Origin of the sequence: Streptomyces sp. NPDC052701 (genome assembly GCF_040678355.1) — a bacterium.
Taxonomy (GTDB): domain Bacteria; phylum Actinomycetota; class Actinomycetes; order Streptomycetales; family Streptomycetaceae; genus Streptomyces.
This window is the reverse complement of the sequence record NZ_JBFATO010000001.1, coordinates 413,875-431,928: the sequence shown is the minus strand read 5'-3', so window position 1 is coordinate 431,928 and position 18,054 is coordinate 413,875. Positions and strand designations below refer to the sequence as shown.

The following is an 18,054-nucleotide window of genomic DNA, read 5'->3' as shown; positions in this document are numbered from 1 at the left end:
CCGGCCGACGGGGACGGGCCCGCCCTCCGGCGCCCGGTGGTCCGGGCGCCGGAGGGCGGACTTGCGGTGCGGCACCGCGCGGGGCGGGCGGTGTGGTGCCGCACCGGGCCGGGGTCAGGCGCCGGGCAGGACTCCGGTGCGGGCCACCCGGGAGTACCAGCGGGCGCTGGCCTTGGGGATGCGGGTGCCGGTCGGGTAGTCCACGTAGACGGCGCCGAAGCGCTTGCTGTAGCCGTGCGCCCACTCGAAGTTGTCCAGCAGGGACCACAGGAAGTAGCCCCGTACGTCCGCGCCGTCCTCGATGGCCCGGTGCACGGCGGCCAGGTGGCCGCGCACGTAGGCGATCCGCTCCGGGTCGTTGACGTTGCCCTCGGGGTCGGCGTAGTCGTGGAACGCGGCGCCGTTCTCGGTGATGACCAGCGGCAGCCGGGGGAAGTCGGAGGCCAGTCGCATCAGCAGCTCGTACAGGCCGCTCGGGTCGATGGCCCAGCCCATCGCGGTGGTGTCGCCCGGGGGCTGGTGGAAGGCGACCTCGTCGGCGCCCGGCCACGGGCTGTGCGTGCTCTGGCCGTGCCCGTCGGAGGTGTGGGTGCCGCTGCCGCCGGCCAGGGAGACGAGGGTGGGCGAGTAGTAGTTGACGCCCAGGAAGTCCAGCGGCCGGTGGGCCGTGGCCAGGTCGCCGTCGCGCACGAAGGACCAGTCGGTCAGGGTGGCGGTGTCCTTGAGGAGGTCCTCCGGGTAGGCGCCGCGCAGCATCGGGCCGGTGAAGACCCGGTTGGCCAGGGCGTCGATGCGGCGGGCCGCGTCGGTGTCCGCCTCGGTCGCCGTGAGCGGGCGCACGTGGTGGATGTTGAGGGTGACCGAGCACCGGGCGTCGGCGGGGACGCGGTCGCGCAGCGCCTGGACGGCCAGGCCGTGGGCCAGGTTGAGGTGGTGGGCGGCGCGCAGCGCGGCGACCGGGTCGGTGCGGCCGGGGGCGTGCACGCCGGAGCCGTAGCCGAGGAAGGCGCTGCACCAGGGCTCGTTGAGGGTGGTCCAGGTCTTCACCCGGTCGCCCAGGGCGTCGGCGGCCAGGGCGGCGTACTCGGCGAACCGCTCGGCGGTGGCGCGCTCCGGCCAGCCGCCCGCGTCCTCCAGTTCCTGCGGCAGGTCCCAGTGGTAGAGGGTGGCGACGGGCTGGATGCCCTTGTCCAGCAGTTCGTCGACGAGACGCCGGTAGAAGTCCAGTCCCTTCTGTACGGCGGGCCCGCGGCCGGTGGGCTGGATGCGCGGCCAGGCCAGGGAGAAGCGGTAGGCGCCGACGCCGAGTTCGGCCATGAGGGCGACGTCCTCGCGCCAGCGGTGGTAGTGGTCGGTGGCGATGTCGCCGGTGTCGCCGTTGCGGACCCGGCCCGGGGTGCGGGCGTAGGTGTCCCAGATGGACGGTGTGCGGCCGTCCTCGGCGGCGGCCCCCTCGATCTGGTACGAGGCGGTCGCGGTGCCCCACAGGAAGCCCTCCGGGAAGGTGCGGGGGGCGTCGGGGGCGGGCGCGGTCTGCTGCTGTGCTGCGGTGACCACGGGGGTCCTTTCGGGGTGGGGTGGGTCGGTGGAGGTGGGGAACCGGGCGGGTCAGCCCTTCACGGCGCCGGCCATGATGCCGCTGACGATCTGCCGGCCGAAGACGACGAACATCGCCAGCAGCGGCAGGGTGCCGAGGAGCGCGCCCGCCATGATCAGGGACTGGTCGCGGATGTAGCCGGCGCTGAGCTGGGTGAGGGCGACGGGGACCGTCGGGTTGGTCATGTCGAGCACCACGAACGGCCAGAAGAAGTCGTTCCAGGCGTGCACGAACGTGATCATGAACAGGACCGCCATCGCGGGGCGGGCGACGGGCAGCACGATGCTCCAGAAGATCCGCAGCGAGTGCGCGCCGTCCACCCGGCCGGCCTCGACCAGCTCGTCCGGCAGCGCCTCCCCCAGGTACTGGCGCATGAAGAAGACGCCGACCGCGCTCACCAGGGTGGGGAAGATGACGGCGGGCAGCTGCTGCGACCAGCCCAGCTCGGACATCATCATGAACAGCGGCACGACGCCGAGCTGCGGCGGCACCATCATGGTGCCGATCACCAGCATGAGCAGGATGTTGCGGCCCTTGAACCGCAGCTTGGCGAAGGCGAACCCGGCCAGCGTCGCGAAGAACACCGTGGACAGGGCGATGACGCCGGCCACGATCGTGCTGTTGATCATGGCCTTGCCCATCGCCGCCTCGTCCCAGGCGCGGGCGAGGTTGTCGAACAGGTTCGGGCCGGGCAGGAACGGCGGCGGTGTCTGGCTGACGCGGGTGTTGTCGGTCGAGGCCGCCACCATCGTCCAGTACAGCGGGAAGATCGACAGGATCGCCGTGAGCGTGAGCAGGACGTAGGCGAGCGGGCCCGCGTGGTGCTGGCGGCCCGCGCGCCGGCCCAGCAGCCGGCGGCCACCGCGGGCGGCGGTCTTCCTCGGGCGGGTCCGGGCCGGGGCGTCCGTCCGGACCGGGAGGCTTTCGGTGGTCATTGCGGACTCCTGGTCAGGACGTACGGGAACGCAGGCGCTTGATCAGGCGCTGCGCGACGAAGACGAGGACGAGCAGCAGGAACATCGCCCAGGCGACGGTCGCCGAGCGGCCCATCTGGTAGTTCTTCCAGCCCTCCTCGTACAGCAGCAGGCCCAGCGTCTGGTACTGGTTGTCCGCGCCGCCGGTCACGCCGTTGGGGCCCTGGCCGAAGATCAGCGGCTCGCCGAAGAGCTGGGTGGCGCCGATGGTGGAGAGCACGATGGTGAAGACGATGGTGGAGCGGATCCCCGGGATGGTGACGTGGGTGAACTGCTTCCAGCGGGAGGCGCCGTCGATGGCGGCGGCCTCGTACCGGTCGGCGGGGATGGCCTGCATCGCGGCCAGGTAGAGCAGCGCGTTGTAGCCGGTCCAGCGCCAGATGACGATGGTGGAGATGGCGAGCTGGGCGGGCCACTTGTCGGCCTCCCAGTTCACCGGGTCCAGGCCGACCGCGCCGAGCGCCCAGTTGATCATTCCGAAGTCGCGTTCGAAGAGCATGGTGAAGACGAGGGCGGCGGCGCCGACGGAGGTGGCGTAGGGCACGAGCGAGGCGACGCGGAAGAACAGCGAACCGCGCGCCCGGTAGTTGAGCAGGTGGGCCAGGCCGAGCGCCATCATCAGCTGCGGCACCGTGGAGATGACGCCGATGGTGATGGTGTTGAGCAGCGCGTTCCAGAAGCGGTCGTCGTTCCACAGCTCGACGTAGTTGTCGAACGCCACCCACTCCATGACGTCGAGGGTGGCCAGTTCCACCCGGTGCAGGGAGATCCAGGAGGTGTAGACGAGGGGGTAGAAGCTGAAGGCGGCGAACACGACGAAGAACGGGGCGACGAACGCGTACGGCGCGCCCTTGACGTCGAGCCGGTGCAGCAGCGCGCCGCGCCGCCGGCCGGCGCCGCCCGGCTCCGGGGAGGGCCCCCGGCGCCCCCCGTGGGTCTGGGCCTTGGTGGTGGAGGTGGCCACCGGACTTCCTTCCTGAGAGCAGACGGTTGAGCCGGGCCGCCCGGGCCGCCGGTGCGTGTGCCGGCGGCCCGGGCGGCCGGAGGAGCCGCGGGGTCAGCCGACCGCCTTCTCGATGCGCTCCGCGGTGGTCTTCCACGCCTCGTCGCGGGAGGCGCCCTGCTGCTCGATCAGGGTCAGGCCCTGGGAGAAGGTGTCCTTGATCGTGCCGTCCTTGCGGCCCAGGACCTGCTTGTCCGGGATCTCCCGGGCGGCCGCGCCGAAGATCTCGCCGATCGGGGCGTTGCCGAAGTACTCGGAGGTGACCTTCTTGACCTCGGCGCTCTCCAGCGCCTCCCGCGAGGACGGGACGCTGCCCTGCTTCTCGAAGATGTGGGCCTGCTGCTCGGGCGCGGTCAGCCAGGCGACCAGCTTCTTGGCCTCCTCCTTCACCGGGCTCTTCTCCACGACGCCGAGGAAGGAGCCGCCCCAGTTGGCGCCCTTGGGGGCCTTGGCGACGTCCCACTTGCCCTTGTTGGCGGCGCCGGCCTTCTCACCGATGTGGCCGAGCATCCAGGCCGGGCAGACGGCCGTGGCGAACGTGCCGTTGGCGAGACCGGGGTCCCAACCGGGCTGGAACTGGCGCAGCTTGGCGGTCAGCCCGTCCTCGGCGGCGTCGGCGGCCAGGCTCCAGGCCTCCTTGACGGCCGGGTTCCTATCGTAGATCAGGTCGCCGTCGGCGTTGTAGTACTGCTCCGGGTAGCCGTAGACCATGGCGTTGAACAGGCCGCTGGCCGCGTCCATGTACGCCACGTCACCGCCCTTGAAGTTCTCCTTGAACGTGCGGCCGACCTCGACGTACTTCTTCCAGTCGCCCTCCCACAGCTCGGCCACCTCGTCGCGGTCGGTGGGCAGGCCGGCCTTCTCGAAGTAGTCCTTGCGGTAGCAGACGGCCATCGGGCCGATGTCGGTGCCCAGGCCCAGCACCTTGCCGTCCTCGGTGGTGATCTGGGACTGCTTCCAGGGCAGGAAGTGGTCGGTGCCCGGCACGTCGGAGAAGTCCGCGAACTTGCCGGCCTGGGTGTCGACGATCTCCTTGGCCCGGCCGATCTCGATGCCCTGGATGTCCTTCAGGCCCTTGCCGGCGGCGAGCCTGGTCTGCAGGGCGGTGTAGTACGTCTGCTCGTCACCGGCCACCTCGGCCTGGATGTCGACGTCCGGGTTCTCCTTCTCGTACTGCTCCAGCAGGCCCGTCTCCTTGAAGCCCATCACCCCGTACATGCCCATGGTGATGACGGTCTTGCCGTCCTTCTTGCCGCCGCCCGTCACCGAGTCGTCGCCGCCTGCGCAGCCGACGACGAGGCAGAGCGCACCGGCGGCCGCGAGGACCGCGGCCGCTCTCGTGCGCGCCCGTGTACGCGATGGCCTGTGAACAGTGCCCATGGTTCTTCCTCCAAGCGACGGCGCCGGCGCACCGGAGCGGTGAGTTCCGCGACGGGTAAGACGTTGATGATCTTGATGGGCACGTACCCACCTCAGGGTGGGAACGTGCCCAATGAAGAGGTGGGAACGTGCCCACCGGTCACAGGAAGACTCATGGCCGCGAACACGTATGTCAATAACTTGAAAACAATTCGTTGCCGTTCCAGGGGCCCTGCGCCCGCTTCGCGGGCCCGGGGAGGGTGCTGTCCCCACCGTGGCGTCTGCCACAATTGCCGCTGGTCGAGTCCGCGGCCGGTGCCGTCGCGGTTGCCGCCGGGAGGAGCACATGACAGGGGACCGCCGTCCCACGATCAAGACAGTCGCCGCCCGTGCCGGGGTGGGGCGGACGACGGTGTCCCGCGTCATCAACGGCTCGGAACTCGTCAGCGCCGACGCGCGGGCCAGGGTCCTCGCGGCGATCAAGGAGCTGAACTACGTCCCCAACTCGGTCGCCCGCGGCCTGGTGACCAACCGCACCAACGCGGTGGCCCTGGTGATCCCCGAGTCGGAGAGCCGGCTCGGTTCGGAGCCCTTCTTCGCCGCCCTGATCCGCGGCGTGAGCGGCGCGCTCGCCGAGACCCGGACCCAGCTGCAGCTGATGCTCGTCCGGGACCGGTTCGAGCGGGACCAGTTGACCGCGTCGGTGGCGACCCGCCGGGTCGACGGTGTGCTGCTGGTCTCGGTCCACGCCCACGACCGGCTGCCGGGCATGCTGGAGGAGATGGGGCTGCCCACGGTGCTGGCGGGCCGCCGCGACGAGCGGGAGCGGCTGAGCTACGTCGACTCCGACAACGCGGGGGGCGCCGCCGCGGCCGTCCGGCACCTGCTGGAGAGGGGCCGGAGCCGGATCGCCACCATCACCGGGGCGCTCGACATGGACGTCGGCCGCAGCCGGCTCGACGGCTGGCGCGCCGCCCACCGCGAGGCCGGGGTGCCGGCGGACGAATCCCTGGTCGAGGGCGGGGACTTCACGGAGGAGGGCGGGCGCCGGGCGATGCGTTCGCTTCTTGAACGTGCGCCGGACCTGGATGCCGTCTTCGCCGCGTCCGACCTCATGGCCGTCAGTGCCCTGACCGAACTGCGCCGCCAGGGGCGGCAGGTGCCGGGCGACGTGGCCGTCGTCGGTTTCGAGGACTCCGTCCTCGCCCGCCACACCAACCCGCCGCTGACCACGGTCCGGCAGCCGGTCGAGGAACTGGGGCGGACGATGGCCCGGATCCTGCTCGACGAGATCACGGGGGCGGCCCCGTCCCGGAAGCAGTTGACGCTTCCCACGGAGTTGGTGGTGCGCGAGTCGTCGTAGGGGCGCGGTGACGGTCCTTCACTCCGCCGGCCCGGCGCGTCCTTCGGCATCAGCCGCCGTCCGGGGGCGGTCGCGGCGGCGCCGGAGGACCGGCACCCGGCGACGCGCCCGGGCCGGACCGGTGCCGGGCATCGCCGCGGCGGGCGGACACCCGGAGCCCGTCCACGCCGGGGAAACCCGAAGCGGTGCCGGACGGGCTTCTTCCGCCCCTCCCCCACGGGCGGGGGCGCGCCGGCGGTGCTCCGTCCGGCGAGCAGCACCTCCACCGGCGGTGTGCCCCTGCCGGTGGGGACCGCCTCCCGCGTCCGTCCCGTGCCTTCCGGGACACCTCCGCGCCTGCGCCGTACGGGGGAGGTGTGCGAGGGGACGGAAGAAACGATTCCGCAGTGGTCAACCAATGAGTAGTCCGCGCAGGGAATCGGAGACGGATACGGAGATGGACATGACCATCAACAGGCCCTTGGTCCTCATCGGCGCCGTGGTGTGCGCGGGCGTCCTGGGCGCCGGCTGCGGGCAGCAGCCACAGGGCACCGCCTCCGACGGCACACCGGCGCCCGGCAGAACCGCGCCGCCGCCTAGATCCGCGCACCCCGCTCCCCCGGGCTCGTCCGTCCGTGCCGTTCCCGGACTGGGACCGGTCATGCGGGCACGTGTCCCCGCCGCGGCCCGGCAGGCTCTGGTGGTCAGGGGCACGGCGGAGGACACGGCGCGCGCGGTGGCGGTGCTCTACGAGCGCAGCCCTTCCCACGGCTGGCGTGTCGTCGCCGGCCCCTGGCCCGCCCACAACGGCCTGCGCGGCTGGAGCGACGACCATCGCGCGGGCGACCTGCGCACGCCCATCGGTGTCTTCGGTCTCAGTGACGCCGGGGGCCGCCTGCCCGACCCGGGAACCCGGCTGGCCTACGACCACGACCCGGAGTTCTCGGTCTCCGGCACCGGCCACCTGGGCGAACCGCTGGAAGGGGCGTTCGACTACGTGGTCGCCGTCGACTACAACCGCGTACCCGGCACCACCCCGCTGGACACGACGCGGCCGCTGGGTGAGGACAAGGGCGGCGGGGTGTGGGTCCACGTGGACCACGACGGGCCGACCAACGCCTGCATCTCCCTGCACAAGGACCACATGCGTTCGTTGTTGCGGGCCTTGGACCCGGACAAGAGGCCGGTCGTGGTCATGGGACCGGAAAGGGCGCTGACGATGTAGGGGCCGCGGCGAACGGCTGCTCGTAGGCGTCCGCGGTGTTCTCCGAGGACGCGAGCGGCACGGGTCCCGGTCCGGCGGGGACCCGGTCCGGGCGACGGCCGGTGGAGCGACTCCGACGCGGTGCGGCGGAGTTCGCGGCCGGCGTGCCCGGTCCGCCCTCGTGGCGGGGTCGGCGGCGCGCACCCGCCCCACCCGTGTGCGCACGGACTTCGTCCCGGGGCGAGCGCTTCCCCGGGGACCCCCTCGCCCGGGTCGCCGTCGCGCGGGTCCGTCCTCGGTGCCCCGCACGTGGCCGGAGTCGCCCACCGGGCGAAGCCGGCGGCGACGGCGCGCCGCTCCGGCACGGGTCGGGCCCGGAGCACCGACACCCACCCATGAGGCAGGCGAGTTCACGGCCCCGCACGGTCCGGACCGCGAAATGTCGGCTTTCGGTTCCCCCGCATGACCGTCGACGCGCACAGCTCCGAGTCTCCGCGGAAAACCCGGCCGGAATCCTCGCGGGGTTTCACGCGCGCAGGCCGTCCGGGCGCCCCTCGCGGACTCCTCCCACCGGTCGGCGGCCACGACCGCGCGGGCCGGCCCGGGGACTTGCCGGCGAGCGGGTTCCGGGCGAGCACGGCCGGCCAGGTTCTTCATTTCAACCTCTTGCGTGGCCGACGACCCGTCTGCCACATTCACCTCAGCCGAAATGACATGTACGCGCCACCCTCATCCGGGTCGCGCGTGCTCGCACCGCCGCATACCCGTGCGGCGCCGTCCTCGCCGAGGACACTTCAACCCCACACAATGGAGACGAACGTGCGAATGACCAGATGGGCTCCCGCCGTCGCGGCCGCGGCCCTCTCCCTGTTAGGACTCGCCCCCGCAGCCGCGGCACAGGCGTCCGCTCCGCCCGGCGCACCCGCGGTCGCACGCGACACCGCGGTCCAGCCGATCATCGGCGGAGGCCTCGCGAGCAACGCCCCCTGGGCGGCCCGTCTGTTCTCCAACGGACGGCAGACCTGCAGCGCCTCGATCATCGCCCCGACCTGGATCCTCACCGCCAAGCACTGCGTCTCCGGCGGCGGGCTGTCGTTCCGCATCGGCAGCCTCGACCAGACCACCGGCGGCACGGTGGCCAACGGCGTCAGCGTCCACAACCACGCGTCCTCCGACCTGTCGCTGGTCAGGCTCGACCGCTCCGTGGCCGGCACGTACGCACGCCTGGGCCAGCCGGGATCGGTGTCGGTGAACCAGACCGTCCAGGTGTACGGCTGGGGAGCGACGTCCCAGTGCGGCTCGGAGGCCAACTGCCAGTCCCGTTACCTGAAGGTCGCCAACGTCATCGTGACCGGCGGCTGCCGCGACGCCTACAACGGCTCGGCCATCTGCGCCCGCCGGGGCGACGGCATCACGGCCGGCGGGGACTCGGGCGGCCCGATGATGGCCAACGGCGCGCAGGTCGGCGTCGCCTCCACCAGCGACCGCCAGACCACGACCGCGTACACGAACGTGACGGCGTACCGCTCCTGGATCCAGAGCGTCGCGGGCGTCTGACCGGTCGTCGCCACCGCCGTGCGCGGGTGGCACCCGGGTGACGTCCGGGGGCGGGCACGCGCCGCGCAGCGGCCCGGGCCCGCCCCCGGAACACGACCGTCCCGCACCCGCACGACGTCCCCCGCACCGGGATCCGCCTCCCTCGGCCCACGGCTGCCGAACGCGGCCCCGAGCCCTCGGGCGGGAACCCTTTCACCCCCGCCGCTCCAGCCCTGGCCAGCGCCCTGCGCGACGCCGCCGGCACACGCTGCGCCACCCCGTCCCTCCGGACGGACACGGCGCGGGCCGCGCCGCACCGGGGCCGGCACGGGGCCGGCACCCGCACGAGCGGCTCCGGTCCGGCGCCGCCCGGGGACCGATCCGGGCTGAAGAACGCGGTCCCGGGCGCGTCGACCACGATGCGCGACGGGCATGGTGTGCCACCTTGTACCTGTTCGTGACCGGAGGGGGACATCGGAACCCGGCGCGGATCCGTGCCGGTGAAAGGGGCTTGCGATGACGCCGCGGGACACCGTCCCCACCGGAGGGCTGCGATGCGAGGACGAGGCGTACGGCGATGCCCTGGCCCGTTTCCTGGCCGGCAGCGACGAGAAGGCCCGGACCCACGCCTACCTCGACGACGTGGTGCGCCGGATGCCGGTCCGGCGTGTCCTGCTCGACGTCGGCGCCGGCGACGGAACCACCGCGTGCCACCTGAGCCGGTTCTTCGAACGCACGGTGTGCATCGAGCCCAGCGAGCACATGCGCCGCGTGCTCGAGCGCGCGTGCCCCCACGCCCTCGTCCTGGCCGATCCCGTACTGCGGGCGCAGCCGGGTGTGAGCGCCGACCTGGCTCTGCTCTCCCACGTCCTGTACTACGTACCGCGCGCCCAGTGGGCCCCGACGGTGCTGCGCGTCCTGGACTGGGTCGAACCGGGCGGCACCCTCCTGATCGTCCTGCAGAACCCCGACGACGCCTGCATGCGGATGGTGCGGCACTTCACCGGCAACCGCTTCGACCTGAGGGAGCTGGCCGACGAGCTCACGACGACGGGGAACGTCCCGGCCCGCGCCCTGGCCCTGGAGTCCGTCCCCGCCCGGTACACCGGCACCGACCTCGACGAAGTCGTGGCGGTCGCCGCCTTCCACCTGAATGTGCCCTCCCCCGGCCCGGGCGGGGAACCCGTGTCGCGGGAGGCGGTCGCCGACTACGTCCGCCGCCACTTCGCCGACCGCGCCGGCGGTTTCACCATGAGCCACGCCCAGGACGTGCTGCGTATCCACCGGCCACGCCCGTGACCACGGCCGGCGCGCCGTGACACGCCGCGGCCCGGCCGGCCCGTCCCCTCCTCCTGCCGGAGGGTGCCCGTGTCCTGAAGCCGGTACAGCCCGGGCACCGGAGCCGTGGCCGGCTCTCGCACGGTCCGAGCGATCACGACGCTCGCGGGCTCGCCCGGGCCGGGGCTCCTCCGCGCCGACGGGCTACGAGATCAGCTGCTGCTCGGTCCAGATGGTCTTGCCGGAACACGTGTAGCGGCTGCCCCAGCGGTGCGCGAGCTGGGCGATGAGGAACAGGCCGCGCCCGCCTTCGTCCATCAGCCGGGCGCGGCGCAGCCGCGGCTGGGTCTGGCTCGCGTCGGACACCTCGCAGATCAGGTTCTTGTCGTTGATCAGCCGCAGCCGGACGGGGGGTTTGGCGTACCGGATCGCGTTGGTGAGCAGCTCGCTGACGATCAGTTCGGTCGTGAAGGCGTACTCCTCCAGGTCCCAGTCGGCGAGCTGGGTGGTGATCAGCCGGCGGGCCTCCCCCACGACGCTGGGGTCGGCCTTCAACTGCCAGGCGGTGGTGGTGTTCCCGGGCAGGGGGCGTACGCGGGCCACGAGGAGGGCGACGTCGTCGGCCGGGGGGCCGGTCAGGGCCTGCTCGAGCGCGGCGCTGCCGATCTCGGCGGGAGGGCTGCCGGAGGCCACGGCGGCCGCCATGCGCTCGTGCAGCACCCTTCTCCTGGCGCCGTCGCGTGCCAGCTCCTTCGTGTAGAGCCCCAGCACACTGCCCGGTTCGAGCGCCAGTTCCAGGGGTTCGAAGGGCATGTTCCCGGCGCCGAGCGCGGGGCCCGGTGTGAGGCGCACGCGTGTGTGCCGCCCGTCCGGCGTGATCAGGACGGGCGGCGGGTGGCCGGCGCTGGCCATGACGCAGTGGCCGGTGACCGGGTCGTACACGCAGTACAGGCAGGTCGAGCCGAGCACACCGCCGTCCTGGGACTGCGGCTCGGTGGCCCCCAGGCGCACCACGAGGTCGTCCAGGTGCGTGAGCAGCTCCTCCGGCGGGAGGTCGAGATCGGACAGGGTCTGCACGGCCGTACGCAGCCGGCCCATGGTGGCCGTCGCGCTCAGCCCGTGTCCGGCCACGTCACCGATCACGAAGGCCACCCGGGTGGCCGACAGCTCGATGACGTCGTACCAGCACCCCCCGATCCCCGACGCGCTGCCGGCGGGCACGTAGATCCCGGAGGACTCGGCCGCGCTCAGTGCCACCCCGGAGGGGGGAAGGAGACTGCGCTGCAGGGTTTCCACGGTGCGCAGCTCGGTGGCGTAGCGGCGCGCGTTCTCCAGGCTCAGCGCGGCCCGTGAGGCGATCTCCTCGATCAGGGGGACGTCGCTTCCGGCGAAGGGCGCCCGGTCCCCGGTGCGCCACAGCCCCAGGACCCCCAGCACGGTGCCCCGCTCGTGCAGCGGAACGAACAGGGCGGACGTCGCGGTCGCGGGCAGCAGCAGCCGGCGCCGCTCCTCGTCGATGTCCAGTTCCCCGGCCCAGGCGGCCAGGTCGGGCACGAGGACGGTCCGCCCCTCGCAGAGGGCCCGGCTCTCCGCTTCCCTGGCGCGGACGGTGTCACCGCGCTGGTAGATGTCCGCGGGCCAGGCGCCGTCCCCCGGCGCGGTGGCGATGCGGCGCAGCCGGGTGCCGGGCAGGAACCTGCCGGACCCACGCCCCGGAGAGACCGTGTCGGAGAGGTCCACGCTGGCGAGGTCGGCGAAGTCGGGCACGAGGATGCCGGTCAGTTCGTCGGCGTTGCGGGTCACGTCCAGCGTGCGGCCCAGGCGGGTGGCGGCCGCGTAGAGCAGGGCGAGCCGCCGGCGGGCCGTGTGATTCTCGGTGATGTCGGTGAACATCACCGCCACGCCGGCCACCCGGTCGCGGGCGTCGTGGAACCGGAAGGCCGACAGGGACAGCACCCGTTCCCGTGCCGGGGCGACCAGGGGCCGGGCCGGGTGCTCCCAGGCGATCAGCGACTCGCCGGTGTCCAGGACCCGCCGCAGCCGCGCCTCGATCGCGGCGGCGTCCTGCGGTACGAGGATGTCGGTGAGCCGCAGGTCGGCCGGGTTCTCGGCGTGCGGGGCGCGGGGCAGGCCGAACAGGCGCGGGTCGAGGTTGGCCCGGGTGATGCGCAGATCAGCCCCGTGGATGATCAGTCCGATGTGGTCCTGGCTGAACAGCGCGCGGACCAGCGACTCGTCCCCCGTCGCGGACCGGGCCGGACCCGCGGGCGCCACGCACACCGCGAAGCGGGTCCGGCCGTCGGCGGGCAGGGGCAGCACCTCGGCGTCCACCTCGACCGTCGCACCGTCCCGGCGTACCAGGGACGTCCGCAGCGTCCGGCGCTCCTGCCGTGCCGCGGCGCCGAGCGCCCCGGTCCAGGCGTCCGGTTCGGCGGCGAGCTCCGTGATGCGCCGCCCGTGCAGCTCCGCGGGGGGACAGCCGGTCAGGGCCGGCACGGCGCCGGTGCAGCGCAGGACGACACCGTCCCCGTCCAGCACGAGCACGGCCACGACGTTCCCCGGCGGCTGGTCGATGCCGTGGGCGTGTGTCGTCGGAGTCACTCGACTGCCTCGTTCTGTCGGGCACCGCTCACCACCACGGGAACACCATGCTTCCTCGACCATTGTGCGGGAGGCGGTCCCGGCCGGCATCCGGAGGAGGCGCTCCCCTGCCCCGGCCGTCGCGACGTCGGCCGGGGCCCGCTCCGGGCACCGCGAACGGCGCTGCCCGTGTCCCTCCGGGCGGACTCGCGCGGCACCCGCCCCCGGGGCCCTTGAAGAGCGCACGCGGCTGGAACACGCTCGCGCGAGGCGGAACGGCGCGTACGCTGTGGTGCCCGGCGCGAACCGGCCGCCCGCGCCGTCCGGGGACGGCCCCTGTGTCCGAACCGCCCGGTCGGGGCCCCGCCCGCGCCCTCGGCATCGCCGTCGCCGTGGAACGGCAGCGGGCCGCGGCCGGGACCAGCCGCCGTTGTCCAGGGATCCGGGAGCCCGTATGACACACCGCGTCGGACCGTCGGCGAACCGGGCCGGGATCTCACGGGAACGGGCCGCCGAAGCACAGGAGATCATCGACCGCGTCACCCGCTGGGCCGCGGGCCGCCAGGACGTCGTCGGTCTGCTCCTGGTCGGTTCGTACGCCCGCGACGCCGCGCGTCCCGACTCCGACATCGACCTCGTCCTGCTCACGACGGACCCGGCCCCGTACTCCGGCACCGCCTGGGCCGACGAGCTCGCCCTCGGCGAACTCCTGCGCACTCGGGCGTGGGGTCCCCTCACGGAGCGACGCCACGCCACGGCCTCGGGCCGGGAGGTTGAGATCGGCATCGGGTCCGCGCAGTGGGCACGGACCGACCCCGTCGACCCTGGCACACGCCGCGTCGTCACCGACGGAGCCCGCCCCCTGCACGACCCGGCAGGAGTCCTCGCCGCCCTGATCCGGGCCTGCCGGCGGTGACCACCCGGCGGGGGCGTTCGGCCGGCCGGCCCCGGGAGGAACGCCGCGGGCCGCCGGACAGGAGAGACGCGACGTCCCACGGCGCTCCGACTGTGCGAAGCCTCCCCCGGGCCCCGCGTCCGCTCCCGCGAAACCCCCGCAGGCGCGGACACGCCTGCTCCGCCGAACCGCCGACGGCCAGGGCGAACGGGCGGGAGGGAAGATCGTGATTCTCCGGGCTCGCCCCGCGGCCGGGAGCTACTGTCGCGAGCATGGTCGAACACGATGTCCTCGGTGCCACCCGCGAGGCTTACGACGCCGTCGCCCTCACCTATGCGCAGCTGTTCCGCGACACGCTGCGTGACAGCCCCCTGGACCGCGCGGTCCTGGGTGCCTTCGCCGAGCTCGTACGTGCGGGCGGGGACGGCCGGGTCGCGGACCTGGGGTGCGGGCCCGGCCATGTCACCGCTCATCTGGACGGGCTGGGCCTGTCGGCGTTCGGTGTCGACGCCTCTCCCGCGATGATCGAGTCGGCTCGGCAGGCCTATCCGGGCCTGCGGTTCGACGTGGGCTCGATGGCCGCGCTGGACATCGCCGACGGCGTGCTGGGCGGCGTACTCTCACGGTGGTCCATCATCCACACCCCGCCGCAGGAAGTCCCTGTCATCCTGGGGGAGTTCCATCGTGTGCTGGCACCCGGCGGCCACCTCCTGATCGGCTTCTCGGCAAGCGACGACCCGTCCCACCCGGCGCAGGTCTTCGATCACACGGTCGCGCCGGCCTACCGGTGGTGGCCCGATCACCTCGCCGCGATGCTGCGCGAGTCCGGGCTGGCCGAGGTGGCCCGGATGGTCCGCGAGCCCCAGCCCACCGACCGACGGCAGTTCCAGGAGGTCCACCTGCTCGCCCGCAAGGCCCGGGCCGGGGAGGCCCGAGCGAACGCGTGACCGCGTCCCACCCGCCGGACGGGGATCCGCCGGGTTCCGGGCGCGCCGGCTCGGCCGCCGGCTGAACCCGGCGGCCGGAACCCCCGGTCTCCGTGCGGGTCGCCGGCCCCGAAGCGGTCCGGCCGCCTTCGAGGACCGCTTCGCCGGGAGTCCTCGTCCGGAAGGGGACGAGCGGCAGATCACGCCGCCTCGCCGAGCGGGCGGCACGGCACCGCTCGCTCAACGGCCCTGCCCTCCCCCGCCGGTTCCACCCGGTACAGGCGGGCCCCCGAAGTCCTGGTCACCGCCTCCTGGAGGCGTCCGTCCGTGAAGAGGGCGCCCACACCGTCCTCCAACGCCCATCCGGCGGGCAGCCCGCCGGTGGCCACCGCTTCCCGGTAGGAGGGGCGGCGGCCCGGTTCGCTGTCGTAGTGCGGGCACACCGAACCCGGCAGGAGGCCCAGCCCGGCCCGCAGGAACGTCAGCGGGCCGAAGGAGTCGGTGTGCGAGGCTTCGGCCCAGCAGTTGGCCCCGGCGCTGATCCCGCCCAGCAGCGTCCCGCGGTGGCAGGCCTCGCGCAGCAGCCGGTCCACTCCGTGTGCGCGCCAGACCGCCAGCAGGTTCGCCGTGTTGCCGCCGCCGACGTACACCACGTCCTGCGAGAGCAGGAACGTGCGCAGGGCGTCGTCGTCGGCCTCGCGCCGGAACAGCGGCAGGACGGAGGGCTCGCAGTCGCGTGACCGGAACGCGTGGAGGAACCGCTCGATGTACGCGGGGGCGTCTCCGCTGGCCGTGGGAACGAAGCACACCTTGGGCCGGGGGCGCTCCTCGCGTGGGCGAGCAGCCAGTCGTCCAGCAGCCCGTCCTCGTCCGTGGAGAAGCCTCCCCCGAGGAGCGCCACACGGCGAGCCGGGACGACGACCATGAAAGTGCCTCCTGAGCGGAGCGGCGGATGGATTCAGGGTGCGCGGAACGACGCCGGGCCGAGGTCTCCCCCGCGATCGGGCCGGTGTCCGTGCAATGCCCGGGGGCGGCCGGGCCGGGTGCGCGGCCGCGCCTCGTCAGAGGGTGGTGAACCGCAGCTCGGGGCGTTCCCAGGTGACCTTCGGCGGCGACGGGGCGACCGTCCCCACCCGCTCGGCCCCCAGGCGCCGGTAGAACTCCTCGGCCGGGGGATGGGAGACCACACGCACGTCGGTCAGGCCGGCCTCCCTGGCCTGGCCGATCATGTGCTCCACGAGGAGCCGGCCGATGCCCCTTCCCTGCGCGTCGTCGGCCACGAACGCCAGGTCCAGTTCCGGTGGCTCCACCACCAGGGCGTAGAAACCCAGCAGCCGCCCCGCCGCGCCGGAGGCCACGAAGACCCGGTGCCGGGCGATGTAGTCGGCGGTGACCCGGTAACCGGAGATGATCGAGGCGTACTTCCCCCGGTAGGCGCCGGACTGCCGGACCAGTGTGGTGAGGCGCTCCGCGTCCTGTGCGACGGCACGCCTGATCGTCGTCGGCTCCATCGCCCCGAGTATAGGGGTGAATACGGCCAGGGACTATTACTTTACGATCCCTGCTACGACGATGAACGACCGTGCGGCCTGCAGCCGGCCGCACGACCGGGTACGGCGCCCCGGGGCCGGGGGCGGGGGCGGGAGAGCGCTCGCGGTGTCCACTCGGCCGAATCCCGGCTTGCATCCCGCCGCACGGGGGACATGAGGGATCATGCCGACCGTCAAGGAACAGCCGGGCGCCGCGTCCGGCCCGGCCCTCAAGAGGGCCCTCACCACTCCGCTGCTCTACTTCTTCATCCTGGGCGACGTCCTGGGCGCCGGGGTGTACGTCCTGGTGGGGCAGGTGGCCGCGGACGCGGGCGGAGCGGTCTGGGTGCCCCTGCTCGTCGCGCTGCTGCTGGCGCTGCTGACCGCGGCCTCCTACGTCGAACTGGCCACGAAGTACCCCAGGGCGGGCGGAGCCTCCCACTACGCCACCCGCGCGTTCGGACCGTTCGCCGGATTCGTCGCGGGGTTCTGCATGCTGGCGGCCGGTGTCGTCTCCGTCGCCGCGCTCGCCCGCGGATTCGCCGGCGACTACCTGTCGGCCTTCGTCACCCTGCCCGTGGCGCCCGTCGCCGTGGTGTTCCTCCTGCTGCTCGCACTGGTCAACGCCCGGGGCATCAAGGAGTCCACCCGCGCCAACGTGGCCGCCACGGTCGTCGAGGTCGGCGGGCTCGTCGTCATCGTCGTGCTCGGCGCGTGGCTGCTGCTGCGCGGCGACGGCGACCTCGGCCGGCTCACGCAGCTCGGCACCCCGCACAAGGGCGCCGCCGCCGCCGTCCTGGGCGGCGCGGTGCTGGCGTACTACTCGTTCGTCGGCTTCGAGACGTCCGTGAACGTGGCGGAGGAGACCCGCGACCCGCGGCGCTCGTACCCGCGTGCCCTGTTCGGGGCGCTGGCCACCGCCGGTGCCGTCTACGTGCTGGTGGGTCTCGCCGCGTCCGCGGCCGTACCGACCGAACGGCTGGCGGCGTCGAGCGGGCCGCTGCTCGAAGTCGTCGAGGAGGCGGGCGGCGTGCCGCCCCGCCTGTTCAGTGCCGTCGCGCTCGTCGCCGTCGCCAACGGCGCGCTGCTCACCGGCATCATGTCCTCGCGGCTCGCCTTCGGGATGGCCCGTGACGGGCTGCTGCCCTCCGCGCTGACCAGGGTGCTGCCCGGCCGCCGCACGCCGTGGGCCGCGATCGCGGTCACGACCGCGCTGGCGATGCTGCTGGCGCTCACCGGCAACGTCGCCACCCTGGCCTCCACCCTGGTCCTGCTGCTGCTCGTCGTCTTCCTCATGGTCAACGTCGCGGTTCTCGTCCTGCGCGGCGATCCCGGCACGGCCGACCACTTCCGTGTCCCCACTGCGCTTCCCGTGCTGGGCGCCGCTTCCTGCCTCGTGCTCGCCACACAGATCGAGGCCCAGGTGTGGTGGCGCGGACTGGCGGTGCTCGGCGTCGGGACGGCGCTCGCGGCGGTCGCCGCCGTACGGCGGGCCGGGGCGGCGGACACGAACGGGCCGAGGGCGAACGGGCCGGGCGCGAACGGACCGGAGACGAGTGGCGGGCCCGGGGCGAGCGAGCTGGGCTAGGTCCTGTCGTCGAACTCCCGTCTCGGGCTCAGGTCCTGTGGTGCGGCCACCGCGTGTGACGGCCGAGGGCGTCCGAGCGGCTCGGGCGGTCGCCTGAAAGGGGACGGTTGAAAGGGGACGGTGGCCGGTGCGGTGCGGCCGGCGGCCCGGGGCCGTGGAGGAGGCCGTGCTCCGGTCGTGCGTTCACGACCGGAGCCGGGGTGGCGCCTCGGGCGGTGTGCCGCTGCGGCGGTGGCGCCGGGT

General features: G+C 73.4%; 13 protein-coding genes and 1 pseudogene. 7 read left to right on the top strand and 7 right to left on the bottom strand.

Going from position 1 to position 18,054, the window contains the following annotated elements:
* Positions 1-114 precede the first annotated feature (114 nt).
* From AB0L29_RS01755 to AB0L29_RS01740, 4 genes are all read right to left on the bottom strand, one after another.
* Entirely contained in the window at positions 115-1,557 is a 1,443-nt protein-coding gene (locus tag AB0L29_RS01755) for a GH1 family beta-glucosidase (protein WP_365822218.1), read from the bottom strand.
* Positions 1,558-1,608: 51 nt separating this feature from the next.
* A complete protein-coding gene (locus tag AB0L29_RS01750; RefSeq protein WP_365822216.1) occupies positions 1,609-2,532 on the bottom strand; it encodes a carbohydrate ABC transporter permease in 924 nt (307 codons plus the stop codon).
* A gap of 13 nt (positions 2,533-2,545) precedes the next feature.
* Positions 2,546-3,535: a sugar ABC transporter permease gene (locus AB0L29_RS01745; protein WP_365822214.1), complete on the bottom strand. Its 990-nt coding sequence runs from the start codon at positions 3,533-3,535 to the stop codon at positions 2,546-2,548.
* Between the two features lie 93 nt (positions 3,536-3,628).
* A complete protein-coding gene (locus tag AB0L29_RS01740; protein ID WP_365822212.1) occupies positions 3,629-4,954 on the bottom strand; it encodes an ABC transporter substrate-binding protein in 1,326 nt (441 codons plus the stop codon).
* A gap of 325 nt (positions 4,955-5,279) precedes the next feature.
* Here AB0L29_RS01740 and AB0L29_RS01735 point away from each other — a divergent pair, with 325 nt between their 5' ends.
* The 4 genes from AB0L29_RS01735 to AB0L29_RS01720 all read left to right on the top strand — a co-directional run bounded on the left by AB0L29_RS01735 (position 5,280) and on the right by AB0L29_RS01720 (position 10,314).
* Positions 5,280-6,296, top strand: a complete 1,017-nt coding sequence (locus tag AB0L29_RS01735) for a LacI family DNA-binding transcriptional regulator (protein ID WP_365822210.1) — start codon at positions 5,280-5,282, stop codon at positions 6,294-6,296.
* A 442-nt stretch (positions 6,297-6,738) separates the two neighbouring features.
* Complete coding sequence (locus AB0L29_RS01730) at positions 6,739-7,500, top strand: hypothetical protein (protein ID WP_365822208.1); 762 nt, start codon at positions 6,739-6,741, stop codon at positions 7,498-7,500.
* Between the two features lie 798 nt (positions 7,501-8,298).
* Positions 8,299-9,036, top strand: a complete 738-nt coding sequence (locus tag AB0L29_RS01725; RefSeq protein WP_365822206.1) for a trypsin-like serine protease — start codon at positions 8,299-8,301, stop codon at positions 9,034-9,036.
* A 495-nt stretch (positions 9,037-9,531) separates the two neighbouring features.
* Entirely contained in the window at positions 9,532-10,314 is a 783-nt protein-coding gene (locus AB0L29_RS01720; protein WP_365822204.1) for a methyltransferase domain-containing protein, read from the top strand.
* 183 nt (positions 10,315-10,497) lie between these two features.
* On the opposite strand, the gene AB0L29_RS01715 is transcribed toward AB0L29_RS01720, so the two are convergent.
* Positions 10,498-12,894: a SpoIIE family protein phosphatase gene (locus AB0L29_RS01715; RefSeq protein WP_365822202.1), complete on the bottom strand. Its 2,397-nt coding sequence runs from the start codon at positions 12,892-12,894 to the stop codon at positions 10,498-10,500.
* Between the two features lie 433 nt (positions 12,895-13,327).
* Here AB0L29_RS01715 and AB0L29_RS01710 point away from each other — a divergent pair, with 433 nt between their 5' ends.
* Together AB0L29_RS01710 and AB0L29_RS01705 are read left to right on the top strand one after the other, a co-directional pair.
* On the top strand, positions 13,328-13,789 hold the full coding sequence (locus AB0L29_RS01710; RefSeq protein WP_365822200.1) for a nucleotidyltransferase domain-containing protein: 462 nt from the start codon (positions 13,328-13,330) through the stop codon (positions 13,787-13,789).
* Positions 13,790-14,040: 251 nt separating this feature from the next.
* Positions 14,041-14,715 (top strand): methyltransferase domain-containing protein, encoded by a 675-nt coding sequence (locus tag AB0L29_RS01705; RefSeq protein WP_365822198.1) that lies wholly within the window; start codon positions 14,041-14,043, stop codon positions 14,713-14,715.
* Positions 14,716-14,894: 179 nt separating this feature from the next.
* On the opposite strand, the pseudogene AB0L29_RS01700 reads toward AB0L29_RS01705, so the two are convergent.
* Positions 14,895-15,619 (bottom strand): annotated as a pseudogene (locus tag AB0L29_RS01700) (peptidase E).
* A gap of 136 nt (positions 15,620-15,755) precedes the next feature.
* On the bottom strand, positions 15,756-16,205 hold the full coding sequence (locus tag AB0L29_RS01695) for a GNAT family N-acetyltransferase (protein WP_365822196.1): 450 nt from the start codon (positions 16,203-16,205) through the stop codon (positions 15,756-15,758).
* Between the two features lie 202 nt (positions 16,206-16,407).
* On the opposite strand from AB0L29_RS01695, the gene AB0L29_RS01690 reads away from it, so the two are divergent.
* Positions 16,408-17,811, top strand: a complete 1,404-nt coding sequence (locus AB0L29_RS01690; RefSeq protein ID WP_365822194.1) for an APC family permease — start codon at positions 16,408-16,410, stop codon at positions 17,809-17,811.
* The last annotated feature ends 243 nt before the right edge of the window (positions 17,812-18,054 follow it).

What these genes read in the sequence shown, in the direction of transcription:
- AB0L29_RS01710 (WP_365822200.1), top strand. Translation starts at nt 13,328, where the DNA reads ATGACACACCGCGTCGGACCGTCGGCGAACCGGGCCGGGATCTCACGG.
- AB0L29_RS01735 (WP_365822210.1), top strand. Translation starts at nt 5,280, where the DNA reads ATGACAGGGGACCGCCGTCCCACGATCAAGACAGTCGCCGCCCGTGCC.
- AB0L29_RS01740 (WP_365822212.1), bottom strand. Translation starts at nt 4,954, where the DNA reads ATGGGCACTGTTCACAGGCCATCGCGTACACGGGCGCGCACGAGAGCG.
- AB0L29_RS01750 (WP_365822216.1), bottom strand. Translation starts at nt 2,532, where the DNA reads ATGACCACCGAAAGCCTCCCGGTCCGGACGGACGCCCCGGCCCGGACC.
- AB0L29_RS01705 (WP_365822198.1), top strand. Translation starts at nt 14,041, where the DNA reads ATGGTCGAACACGATGTCCTCGGTGCCACCCGCGAGGCTTACGACGCC.
- AB0L29_RS01730 (WP_365822208.1), top strand. Translation starts at nt 6,739, where the DNA reads ATGACCATCAACAGGCCCTTGGTCCTCATCGGCGCCGTGGTGTGCGCG.
- AB0L29_RS01690 (WP_365822194.1), top strand. Translation starts at nt 16,408, where the DNA reads ATGCCGACCGTCAAGGAACAGCCGGGCGCCGCGTCCGGCCCGGCCCTC.
- AB0L29_RS01720 (WP_365822204.1), top strand. Translation starts at nt 9,532, where the DNA reads ATGACGCCGCGGGACACCGTCCCCACCGGAGGGCTGCGATGCGAGGAC.
- AB0L29_RS01695 (WP_365822196.1), bottom strand. Translation starts at nt 16,205, where the DNA reads ATGGAGCCGACGACGATCAGGCGTGCCGTCGCACAGGACGCGGAGCGC.